The sequence below is a fragment of the Flavobacterium hauense genome, assembly GCF_054457175.1.
Window position 1 is genome coordinate 16,201 of sequence record NZ_JBTKVX010000010.1, and the last position, 12,222, is coordinate 28,422.

9 protein-coding genes are annotated in these 12,222 nt (G+C 36.9%); 4 read left to right on the top strand and 5 right to left on the bottom strand.

Annotation, left to right across the window (positions count from 1 at the left end; genetic code table 11):
- Positions 1-13: 13 nt before the first annotated feature.
- The 3 genes from ACX0HA_RS08750 to ACX0HA_RS08760 all read right to left on the bottom strand — a co-directional run bounded on the left by ACX0HA_RS08750 (position 14) and on the right by ACX0HA_RS08760 (position 3,905).
- The gene (locus ACX0HA_RS08750) at positions 14-811 is read right to left on the bottom strand and encodes a hypothetical protein (RefSeq protein WP_458844891.1); all 798 of its coding nucleotides are present in this window, start codon (positions 809-811) and stop codon (positions 14-16) included.
- Positions 812-1,094: 283 nt separating this feature from the next.
- Positions 1,095-2,039, bottom strand: coding sequence for a hypothetical protein (locus tag ACX0HA_RS08755; RefSeq protein WP_458844892.1), 945 nt, complete (start codon positions 2,037-2,039; stop codon positions 1,095-1,097).
- An 18-nt stretch (positions 2,040-2,057) separates the two neighbouring features.
- On the bottom strand, positions 2,058-3,905 hold the full coding sequence (locus ACX0HA_RS08760; RefSeq protein ID WP_458844893.1) for an AAA family ATPase: 1,848 nt from the start codon (positions 3,903-3,905) through the stop codon (positions 2,058-2,060).
- Between the two features lie 199 nt (positions 3,906-4,104).
- Between ACX0HA_RS08760 and ACX0HA_RS08765 the strand changes: the two genes are divergently transcribed.
- Positions 4,105-7,350: a hypothetical protein gene (locus ACX0HA_RS08765; RefSeq protein WP_458844894.1), complete on the top strand. Its 3,246-nt coding sequence runs from the start codon at positions 4,105-4,107 to the stop codon at positions 7,348-7,350.
- A 1-nt stretch (position 7,351) separates the two neighbouring features.
- Here ACX0HA_RS08765 and ACX0HA_RS08770 read toward each other — a convergent pair whose 3' ends face one another.
- Both ACX0HA_RS08770 and ACX0HA_RS08775 read right to left on the bottom strand, forming a co-directional pair.
- Positions 7,352-9,703 (bottom strand): nSTAND3 domain-containing NTPase, encoded by a 2,352-nt coding sequence (locus tag ACX0HA_RS08770; RefSeq protein ID WP_458844895.1) that lies wholly within the window; start codon positions 9,701-9,703, stop codon positions 7,352-7,354.
- Positions 9,704-9,746: 43 nt separating this feature from the next.
- Positions 9,747-9,959, bottom strand: coding sequence for an alpha-ketoglutarate-dependent dioxygenase AlkB (locus tag ACX0HA_RS08775; protein WP_458845023.1), 213 nt, complete (start codon positions 9,957-9,959; stop codon positions 9,747-9,749).
- A 362-nt stretch (positions 9,960-10,321) separates the two neighbouring features.
- Here ACX0HA_RS08775 and ACX0HA_RS08780 point away from each other — a divergent pair, with 362 nt between their 5' ends.
- Genes ACX0HA_RS08780 through ACX0HA_RS08790 form a run of 3 tightly spaced genes read left to right on the top strand, consistent with a single transcriptional unit; the run spans position 10,322 to position 11,963 of the window.
- Positions 10,322-10,780, top strand: a complete 459-nt coding sequence (locus tag ACX0HA_RS08780) for a recombinase family protein (protein ID WP_458844896.1) — start codon at positions 10,322-10,324, stop codon at positions 10,778-10,780.
- A gap of 42 nt (positions 10,781-10,822) precedes the next feature.
- Positions 10,823-11,812, top strand: a complete 990-nt coding sequence (locus tag ACX0HA_RS08785) for a recombinase family protein (RefSeq protein WP_458844897.1) — start codon at positions 10,823-10,825, stop codon at positions 11,810-11,812.
- On the top strand, positions 11,799-11,963 hold the full coding sequence (locus ACX0HA_RS08790; protein WP_458844898.1) for a PTS sugar transporter subunit IIBC: 165 nt from the start codon (positions 11,799-11,801) through the stop codon (positions 11,961-11,963). Before ACX0HA_RS08785 ends, ACX0HA_RS08790 begins: the two co-directional genes overlap by 14 nt.
- The last annotated feature ends 259 nt before the right edge of the window (positions 11,964-12,222 follow it).

Genomic DNA, 12,222 nt, shown 5'->3' on the forward strand with positions numbered 1-12,222 from the left:
TGCGTTTACATAATTATTTCATCATTACAATGTCAATAGGTACTCCGGTCTGAGGGTACGCCGTAGTTCTTATTGTTCTGAATCCAGGTTTCATAAACCAGACCTGATAGTGATCCGATTGTTCAGCTTCCGGTATTTTAAGCTGGAAACTTCCGGTATTGTTGGTGGTAGTGGTTATGTTTCCTGTTTTAACAATTACACCCTCCAGAGGTGCATCTTGATGGAGTACAGTTCCCTGTACTATATCTATTCCCTTCAAGGCGACCTGAAGATAAATTTTGCCGTTTCCATCAATAGTATATATCGAATCAGGATTGACGGGTACGAAAGGTTCCGAAAAATCGATTGAGAGCCGAATCTGGTCTCCCACCTGGAGATTATCGAACCGGGCCTCGCCATTATCACCGATGGATTTCTTTATCCGATCCCCATTGAGTTCCATTATCACATAGCCCATTCTCTTAAGTACCATGTCCATTTTACCATTTTTTCCATGCACAAAAACAGTTGTACCAACTTTGGGTGATTTTGATTCCTTAAAATAGCCAATTGGATCATAGATTATAAGCAGGACGGGAATGACAGCTCCTCCGACAATAGTGGTCGTGATATTTCGGATTTTGATGCTCGTTTTTGCTTCATTATTCTGTTTGATGAATAATAGTGCAATGCCGATGCCACTAAGGATATAGATAGAATAACGGAGTGTATTGGATGGGTAAGGTATAAATACAGTGATAATGGTCACTATCAGCAATAGTGCTATTGCCAGTATCTTAGTGGATCTTTCATTTGGTCGGACGGTACTCATATCATTATATAAGTTGTAAGATGTTAATTGCCGGCATCAAGTAATGATAAATAAGATTGTTTTATTCATCAGTCAAAGAGTTTGTCGTCTTATAAAGTTAATCTGTCAGTCGTTTTTCTCTTTCATTCTTACTTGTTTTTTGCGACACGCTCATGCTTGGTTTATTTTTTAATTAGAATGAAAACCAGAGATAAAGATATTAAAACCTCTCAAGATATAACCAGGTAAAAATACCTGAATTTACCATTTATGATATCACTCGAAGGGAAGTTTGAAGGATATGTTAATGGATATCACTATTGATCAAGTCATTGGTCAGTTTTGAAAAAGACCTTTTATAGTAATCACGAGAAGAGAATTGGGTGCCAAAAAGCATCAGCTTCAGATCATGGGCCAATACGGGATGACGGCGGTTAAGCCTGTCGCGTAAGGTGTCAAGGTAAATAGAATTATACATCCTTTTTTTATTAATGATATCCATTGCTAGTTCCTTCTGCTGCCGATAACGTTCCTGAAGACCAACGGTCTCCAAAGTGTCTTGTATCTGGCGACGGTAAGGGCTGCTTCTGTAATAGGCTATCGTAAGCCGGATCTTCGAGGCATCTCTTAAAAAGCCTGAATCAAGAGGATTGGTATAAAAGCAATATACCTGATCGATGTCAAATTCAAGATGAGGATTCAGGAACAGCTTATTTTGGCTATTTTTAAGGAAATTACACAGTTTACAGCACGGGATAAGATTATAGAAGCTTATAGCAAGAAACGGATAATGTTCCTTGGCATACATATGATCCCAGTCATAGCTCCTCCTGTATCCTTTCCGTTGATACTTGAAGTGATAGGTGGGATTTTCATTGCAGAATGGACAGATAGGAATGGACTGTTTGCTGGCAAGAGCATCTGAGCCATACGGTTCGCCCATAGTATCTCTAAAGTAACCTTCAATAAAATAATTGTATAGTCCTATCAGATTAAACTTTTCCCTGACATCATCTTGAACGGTTGAGGGCAAACTATCGAAATACGTTTTGATTTCGGTAAGCTTTTCAGGGCTTGCCAACAACAGAGACCGGAAATCGGTCAGGTAGGCGGAAAAATTTGCCGAAATTAGGGCATTGATTTTAGTGGTGTTATATTTCGTCTTTCTTGGATTGGTGCAAAAAAGATTGATAGCATCCGCATGAAGTGCCGCATAGTCTTTGTGGGTGGAATAAAATACGCTTACCATTTCTGCTGAATTAAACTATTAATTATCGTTTCCTAAATCAATAAGGCCATTTTCCCGGGCGATCCTGAGATTTCGTAATTTAATGAGCTCTTCCCGCAATACCGGCTCGCCTATAAGGCTGATCAATTGGTCTGCCTGTTCCAAAGTCTTTATCGTTGATTCGTGCCCTGTTAGAAAAGCGATTATCTGATCAATCTTTTTCAGAGCAAACTCACCAATGAATTCCTTCATAAAAAAGCCATCAGAAAAGAGCTCAAAGATATTGCCTGCAAGTGTTGGAAGATGGTTTTCAGAACCTGATACGTCTGTTATCCCACTAGAATTCTTTTGCAGGAATAGAAGATTATACCGTGGCAGGTCTGAAGCAATGAAAGGCGAATGGGATGTGATAATAAGCTGAAAGCTCTTATCGAATTTTTTCCCAAAATATATGAAGAAATCACACAATGATTGAATATATTGTCGCTGCCATTCAGGGTGCAAATAAAGCTCGCCTTCATCAATGGCAACAAAGATATGATCATTTCTAAGGGATTTGAAAGCTTCATAGAATTCAGAAAATTGGTTTAGTATAGCATCTTCCCCCGCGCTGAAAGGATCGTTCCTATAGGTTATAACTGATTTATAGCGATGATCGGTTATTTGGTTGGTACGTTCCAAAAAGTTCCACAGATTACGATCGATAGTCAATTCGTAAATGCCTTTGCCAAAAAAGACGCCCTCGGATTCAGTGATACTGATGGTTGAGAGCAGTTGATCGAGTTCTTCCAATAAATTGTTTATCCTGCTTATGGACGCATTATCATCTCTACCATCCTGGGCTCTCATAAAGCTTTTTAACTGATCAAAAAGGGTGTGATCTTTCTTGTAAGCCTGTAAAAACGCTGAGAGATCCTTTAATGAATCGACAGTTTTACTTTTCCTATAAAAATCGTTATAGAAAGCGATGAGAAAGTAATGAAGTATCATGCCTTTCTTAAAGGCTTCTTTTGTGTCCGCTTCCTGTTTAATCAATTCCTGTCCCAGCTTATAAAGCGGGTAGAATTCGATGTATTGATCACCAGTTTTTTTTATCAGTTTTTCAGTCTCACGGCCAATGAATTCCTCAAACCAAACCGCTATTGTTTTTCTAAAGTTTATGTTATTTACGATGTGAGGCTTCTCATCTCGCATCTCATCCAGAAAGGTGATCATCCTTTTCATCTTTTCGTCATAATAAAGACTCATGGGATTGAAGCTTTCTTCTGCCATAAGCATAGATTCCTCTTTTTTCCTATCAAATTCCTTTAAGTACTCTCGCATATTTTCCGGAGACTGCGCAAGTTGCATCTGATAGTTCACTGAGCGGTTTAGAGGATTATCAAGTGCTAAATATTTTTCATTATGTTCCGATACAAGGTTGGAATAAAAAACCAGATCTATTTTGCTGAAGATATTGGATTGCTGTAATGATACCGGAAATGCCGGTGTATCCAATACGCCATTTTGAGGAAAAGATATTTTCAGGTCGGTTGGTAAAGCAGAAAAACGGTATTCGTTATTGAGATAATTATAGACCTCGATACTGCCTGTCGTTTCATTTTCCGCAATTATAACGGTTCTGGTCTTTAACGGTTTTCCAGCTGCGATAAGATTCAGCAGGCGCAAAAGAGATGTTTTTCCTGAGCCATTGATACCAATAATGCCGGTAATATTCTTTACTGGAGGCTCAAAAAGGGGATAATACTCTGCATTTGCTCTGGCTGTTATAGCCAGACTCCTTTTAATAGGATCAAAAGCAAAACTGTAGATTAGCTGGCTTCCCAAATTAAAACCTTGATTAACGATGACATTGTAGTCTTCCACCCAAATCGCTGTTATTCTCATAGCTTCGAGATCTTAGTTAATGATGTAAATATCTTACAAAATATTGAATAATAAGTATTTTAAATATTACTTTTCCGTTTTTGTAGGACTAGGCTAAAAGATTGGCTCTGACACATTTTTTGAGTTGTTATAGCGACATGGACTAATTTAGCGGTATCTATACGCAGAGGACTATTACTATTACAAAACATTCTGAAATATGAGAAATGCTTTCTATGGCTATTCGTACCAAAAACTCGTTACGACACTGATCTTATCCATGATGGATGTGGAACGAAAAATCGATACGATTGAAATTGAGGCTGTGGTAGACCATAAATTTGATGATATAAAAGTGACTACTGATGAGGCAACGTTCTTTTTTCAGATCAAGGATTTCAAGAGTGTCTCCCTTAGCGACATTACAATATCGGATAACCAAATCTATATTGCCGGCAAGCCCCATAAATTTTCGGAAGCCATAAACGTGCTTTGTTTTAATGCGATAGCTATTGACCCCAACTGCGAGATCTTAGGAATTCCGGCCTATAAATTTGAGAACATATACATCATCTCGCAATCGCGACTGGCGATAGAATCCAGAATTGAAAAATTTTATCACACTGATCCCCAGCGAAAATATCTCATCGATCAATTCTTTAGCGAACTTTTGGATAACAGGATCTTAGAGATAAAAAAAACAGATTTACCCGCACTAAATATTTTTAAGACCTATTTGGTTGAGCCTACTATTGTCCTGGCGCGCAAAGTGCTTAACGTGGAAAATATCCTTTTGATAAAGGGAAAGCCAGGGGTTGGAAAAAGCCATTTGGTTGTCAGTCTGGAGAAGCAATTTGACAATTGCATCATTTACCGTTTTTGGGTCTCAAATCAAAATAACGATTATCACGAACGATTGCAATACAGCAATTTTATACAGGATTTCTCAAAAAAGATATTTCATAACTTAAGACGTTACACTGAGGCAGAAGTTATCGAAAAACTGGCCGAACTGGAAAAGACCGTAATCATTGATGGGTTTGATCATGTTGAAAATTACAACCCTAAGGACTTTGACGCTTTTGTTAGATTCATTGATGATTTGAAAAAGCATTGTAAGGTAATTGTCCTGAGCCGTCCCTTACAGCGTACTTTGAGCTGGAAAAAGCAACTGCTTCAAAATTGGAACAGGGAAGAGACCGCAATAGTTTTAAAAGACTTGTATCGTATTGAGAAATATAACCTTGTAAGAAAGATATTTGCGATCACTGATGGCTATCCGATCCTGGTAAGGTATATTGCCGAACAATATAAGATAGGGAAGAAGTTACCGGATTTCAAAACATTTGGAACGCTTGACAATTATTATGAAGAGGTAATAGCAAATGAAAAGGGGAAGCAGGCGTTATCGCTTTTTCTCTGTGTGCGCTCTTATCTTATGGAGTCCGAGATAAGTTCTTTTCTGGATGGATTCAGCGCTGCGTTTGTATTGGAATTTGTCAAAGAACATCCATATCTTTTTGAATTGCGCCTGAACAGGATATCACTTTTTCATGATAGTTTTATCACATTTTTACGAAAGAAAAGTCCCAATTATAAGGATGTCCAGGAAAGAGTAAATGCCATTGCTTATGCATCAATTATGGGTGGGGAGAAAAGATTCCTTTCGCGCTTTTCGTATTTTGATTTTTATCCTGACCAGAGCAGGGAGATTATTCGGAGATATGCTTGCCTGACAGAATTTAAGACACTGATGGAAGGAGTTATCGATTTTGAGGCTATACGTGACTTTTATAATCAGATCCGCGAGATATTAGCGGAGTTGCCTCCGGAGGATTTCACTGTGCTGCAGTATTTTGACCTGGCGATGGTCATAAACATTGTCCAGCGGGATCATATCTCAACACTTAACGGTTTTAATTTTACATATTGCAAATCACTTATTCACAATGGTTTTAGTATTGAGCAGATTACCAGTTCTGATTATCTGTTTGGAATGATGTATTACCTGCAGACTGATGATGGCTCCCTGCTTATGAATGGTGTCAGCAACAGTCATTATGACACCAGTCGTTTTTTTTATCAGCTAAAGGAAGATGTGGATCATGAGATGTACTTCTTTGATAAGCATGAAAAAGCACTCAGTGCCGCTGAAATAGAAAAGCTAATAAAAAGGACCAAAAGATGGGAGTATCGGAAGACCTTTGCCTATATCCTGGAAAATCTCTATATCCATGCTAAGGCGCGTGGTGCCTATAAAAAATTATATAAGGCTATAAAATATAGCATGAAGGGTGAGAAATGGAAAGCGGAATCGACGCTTGAAGATGCTTTCTGGAAACTGCAAATCGAAGAGCCGCATCCATCATGGATTTTAAAGGATGCGCGAGAAAATCTTTTGTCTTTAGGAATGTCTCCGGATACTAATGGATATTGTACAATGAGCCTTGCTGAATTCATAAGAGCGCACCGCAGGGACGGCAGCTTTACCATGTGGGTTGATATCTTGAATTTTACCCGTCTGGCTTTACATCAGCAGAGGAATATTGATATTGAATCCATTTCGATGTTTTGGACCAAATATTACCAGCGTGGGGATCATAGCCTGTACAGTCTTGATGTGGCGCTGCCTATTTTTGAAAGGGCCGGTTATACCAATATGTTTGATTCGGTGGTATTGATAACCAAGATCCAGGAGATGTCCGAGAAAGGGCATAGGGGGTTACTGGCCGCTTACATTATGGAGCATGAGCCCGAATTTATTATGGAAATCCTTCAGGATTTTCATCCAACTAATTTAAGGATATCGTGGTTTGATCTCAACTATGAGTATATCAACATATTGCCAGATCGGATCTATGATTTTGAGTTACGGGAGTTGTTGAGGTTTCATCGCAGCAGTAATAGCATTGATTATTATGAAATAGAAAACCTGCTGGATTCTAATAAAGTTGATAAATTCAGAGAGGATCTAATCTTTAACAGATTTAAGATACAAATCAAAGATGGTGATCCGGAAATTGAAAAACTAAAAGCCCTTAAAATTCCATACCAGGCATTTGAGGAGAAAAGTTATGGAAGCTATGAAACTAGCGGTGAGGCGCGCTTGGAGCAAGGGATTTTGGATATGGAAAACATCGCTATGATTAAGGAAAAACAACTAAGGCCCCACCAGGTGGCTGCATATGGAAACGGTAACTATGCTGCCATGGCAGATCCTGATGTTTATAATGTTTTCGAAAAAGAAGATATAAGAAAGAATATAAGGACAGTATTACATTCTGCCATCACATCAAGACTGACTCCTATTGATTATTTTCATACGTTGTGGACTTTTCCGGGAAATGTGCTGAAGCTTATTGATGAGAATCAGGTTGATGACCATGAGCTTAAAGAATATTATGACAGCTTTATGCTATATCTGGACCTATCGATGTTTGAGCTGGGCTATAAGCAATTGGAGTGATCTAAAAAGGAAGATCAGGATGTTCGTCCTTTTCAGCTTCCTGGTCCACATCCGACAAGTCATAATCATTCTCATACCTATCATATCCAAAAAGAAGGTTTTCCTCCTCATAGGGGTCGAAAGTCAACTGCGGGATTGTCAGGTAATCTGCATGGTTTTGTTCTGCAATCTCAGGCCAATTGGGAATCTTCAGGTTTGAGTAATCAAATTTGAAATCATATGAAATATAATGCTGAATGAAATCAAAGTGTGCATCGATTTTTTCAAATACATCCTTATAGCTGTCCGGATCAATGGTATGAGTCAGGAATTTATATTGCTCATCAACTTCATACTCGAATATAGTACTACAATGGGTGATGATATCATTAATACGTTCCTTGTTGCAGCAGAAATGGAAACTAAGAACGTTTATTTCATATGCTAAGCGGAACCCATAATGATTGGCCAGCAGATACAAGAGCTCAATAAGCTCTTCCATAAACTGGCAGGATAGGATCATTTTATAAAAAAAGCCAAAGTCTGCTTTAACAAACATGTAATTCAGAACTTTATTTGATTTTGCTTTTTTCAAAAAACGTAAGGTATAGTCATTGACCTCAAGATTGTCAAACACATTGTCCCAATCAGAGATGCCTCGTATAAGATGAACAACAGTACGTGTGTTTTCCTTTGAGTGGGCTGCTAAAAAGATGGCGGCAAGAAACCTGTCTTTGTCTTTTTTGATGAAAGTAGGGCTGAAACCATTAATAAAGTGATCTAACAATTCTTGAGTTAATTTCAAGTTCTTTTTCCTGAGGTAGGGAGGAAAGAATGTATACCATTGTCCAATCTCAATCGATGCGTAAAGAATACGCTCAATCTCACCCTGATTTTCTATTAGTGTATGCTTCAAAAAATCTTCCAGTGAGGGGTTTATGAAATAAAGCTTCTGGTCGTAGTAGAAATCAGTTATTATAAATCCCCCGCTAAGCCTTTGCATAGCTTCTCTGAAAGGGTATTGCGTCCTAAAAAAGTTACTGTGTTTTACTTCATAGCCGATACGGTTGGAAAAAGCTTTTTCCATGATCTCGAATTCGGTATTACTACCAAGTGAATACATGGTATTAAGAAAAAAACGTTCCCGATCTTCAATTTGATGCGAATAGGCATGTTCCCAGATGCGGCGTGGGTATTCCAAATTCTCACGGACAAAATCTTTCAATTCGCTTACGCTTAATTTTTCGGTATGAAGTGTGCTGGTGAAAAACTCCAAATGCCTCGGGGTAAAGCTATCATGCCCACATATATATGATTTTAAGGATCGTATGAGGTCAATTTTGCTTTCATCCATTTCCGATTCGAGTAAATGGTTTTCCAGCATCTTCATCTTAGCGCCCATAGTATAGGACCGCAGCTCTATCTTTGATTCGCCACGCAGTAAATTAAAATTCCGCAACCTTTCGGATTCTTCCAGGGCACTATTGAGAATCAACCTGCGTGTATTGAGGATCAGAAATTTATTTTGAAGTTTACTGATGCGGGAAATAATCCTTAACAATGAATTTTCCGCTGTTTTGCATTTTGCTATTTCTTTTTGCGTATGTCCCAAAAAGTCGTCATAGTAAAATATCTGAGAGGTATCATCTTCGGTAATTGTATCCTCTACTTCAAGGATATCATTATAAATTACCGTTAAGTCAAAACCTTTAGAAAGATATCTATAGACAAGAATCTCGGAAAGGGTGGATTTCCCAACCCCGGGCTCACCTGTGATAACGACAAATTTATTTTGGCTAAGCAGCGCATCAGCATATTCAATTTCTCGTACATTGACAAATAGTCTTAATTTACGTGTGATTTCATCGGGAGAAAACTCACCTCTTCTTCCGTAATATTTTGAATTCACTAATCCTTTGAGTGCAGCAACCCCAGAGAACCATAATTTGTAATTTGCCTGTTCTATTCCAGGATGTAATGCCAATAGGTTGTTGATATCATCCCTGCCAAGAATATCGGCACTTGCTTGTATATAAGGACTGAATATAGCTTTGATTTTATCCTTATTTTCTGGTGTCAGCCCTTGGGATGTAGCTACGATGTAACGCAATGGTCTAAGCAGATCGACTTTAACGCGTTCTTTTTGAAGGTCGCTTTTTAATTTTGAAAACGATGAGCCAGCGTAATGTTTCACCTGGACAATTGCAGCATAGTCTGCTTGAAGTGTGCTTTTTAAAAGATCGATTCCCTGATCTCTTCCAGGTTTGAAAGCATTGAATGCAAGTTTGCCGCTTCCCTCATTTGCATTTAGTAAATCACAAACCAATTTTTCAAAATCAGTAGCATTAAGCGTTGTAAAATCGTAGTAGGACATACATGGAAGATTTTAGCGAATTTAGTAAAATCCGGGAAATGAATCATCGTGTTTTAATCTGTCGGAACATAAGATTGATCCTTGGAAGCATCGCTTTGGCCGATTTGGGGATATGATGTTCCCAAAAGGTATTGGTCGTTCCTGACATTACAAGCAAAGTTCCGTGGTGCAAAGGCACTTCTAACTGAGCAAGGCTTTTTTCCACCTTATTCCGGAAGCGAAAAGGCCTTGTCTGACCAAATGTGACCGATGCAATGTTGGGATAGTGTTTATTGTTCTAATCTAATGCAAGGTAACACTTAATTGCTATTATGATATAGGCTAAGATGTGTTAAATGACAGTTCTCGTTTCCTTTTTGACCATATACTTAAAATACAAATAATTCGGTCGTCCAGAGCATGTATTGATTTTTTAAAGTAAATGTATTTGGAAGTTTTCTAAAGATTACGGTTTCCCATAATATTATGTTGTATTATATTTATTAATGTTGAGGATTTCTAAAGAAGCGAAATCTTTTTATTGTGTATAGCGTTTTACTTTAGAATATATAAAATGCTTTTAGAAATAACCATTTCATATATTTTAATTATTAATAATCTTACAAATACATTAATTATATGAAGTCAGCCTATTTATATGTTCGTGTAAGTACGGACGAACAAAAAAGAAAAGGTTACTCCTTGCCGGAACAGGAGGACAGATTATTGAAATATTGTAAATACAACAATATCCAAGTTAAAGGAATTTATAGGGAAGATTTCTCTGCAAAGAATTTCAATAGACCCGAATGGAAACAGTTATTTTCAGAAATTAAAAAGAAATCATCAGGAGAAGATAAAAATATATTATTTATCAAATGGGATCGATTCAGTCGTAATGTTGAATATGCTTACGAAATGATCGGTAAGCTTCGGAAATATAAAACAACCGCAATGGCTATAGACCAACCAATTGATTTCTTTGTTCCGGAAAGTACAGTTATGCTGGCTGTTTATTTAGCTGTTCCCGAAGCAGAAAATACTCGAAGAGCTCAAAATACTGCAAGCGGCATTCGTCGAGCGAAGCTGATGGGTTGATATCCTGGTAAGGCACCATTGGGGTTTATCAATTTAACATCAATGGATGGTAAAAAAGCTATCGCTCCTAAAGAGCCGGAAGCCGAAATTATAAAATGGGCATTTTATCAGGTTGCCAAAAACGATCATAAAATATCTGAAATCATAAAAATAGCTAATGATAAAGGATTACTATGTTCAAGATCACACTTTTTCAGGATTTTGCACAACCCAGTTTATTGTGGACTTATTCCAATCAAACTAGACTCTAGCGAAAAGCAATTGATAAAAGGATTACATGAACCATTGGTATCTGAGTCTTTGTTTAATCAAGTTCAATCTGTTATTAATACAAAAAGAAGAACTACTGCAAAAAGAGATGATTTACAATCATTATTTTTTCTTAGAGGTCTTTTAATCTGTCCTATTTGTGGTAGAAAACTTAGTGGAAGTGTTTCACAAGGGAGGTCAAAAAAATATCCATATTATCATTGTCATGATGGCTGCAGAACAAGGATAGATGCAGTTTTTCTTAATGATTGCTATCGAAATAAGCTTCAACAATTGATACTCTCAAATAATACAATTGAATTGTTTAAGAATATTTTAGAAGACCAAAATATTAAGAAAGAGAAAGCAAGTTATATATACTCTCAAAAAGTATTAGAGAGGAAAATAAAAGAGGAGGGGCTAACCCTTTCTCGAGGCAGAAAATTATTTATAGCAGGAATATTAAAAATTGATGACTACAATGAATTAAAAAAAGAGAATCTGGTTAACATTAAAAACTTTAAAAAGGAAGCACGTGATATTGTGTTTAAATTAAAAGCTATTGATAAAAAAAATCAAATAGAAGATACATCATTAGTAGACATCTTTCAAAGATTTTCTGAATTTGATACCTCAGATAAAAGACATCTTGTAAATCTTATTCCACCCACTGATGTTGATTTTAAAACAGGAACTCTTTATTTAGATTTAAATCAAGCATTTTCAAAAATATTATCAAAAAAAAGTAACCGAAAAACTAATAAAAATCATGAATTTCATTGATAAGAATGTTTCAGTAGAAAAAGCCGTTATTATTCTTTCGAAGAACGGCATTCAGGTAAATGAGAAGGAAGCCGAAATTATATTGGAATTATTATATTTAGTATCAAAAAGTTACGATAAACCAAGAGATAAAAAAATACCATATCGTTAATGAGATTTAGAACCACCGTTCAACTCCGACTAAACCTCTAAATAAAGCACTTTTAGGCTGTCTATTTCAAACAGACTAAGAATTTCTTATGAAAAAACTCAAACCATAAAATATTAGGCTGTAAAAGTTTGATAAAGAGATTCTTATGGGCATAAAAAAAGAGACAACTATTTGATAGTTGTCTCTCTAAGTGACCTCGACTGGATTATTCATATCTCCGCAACCAGTTAATATTTAATGGTTTATATATTTTACGTAA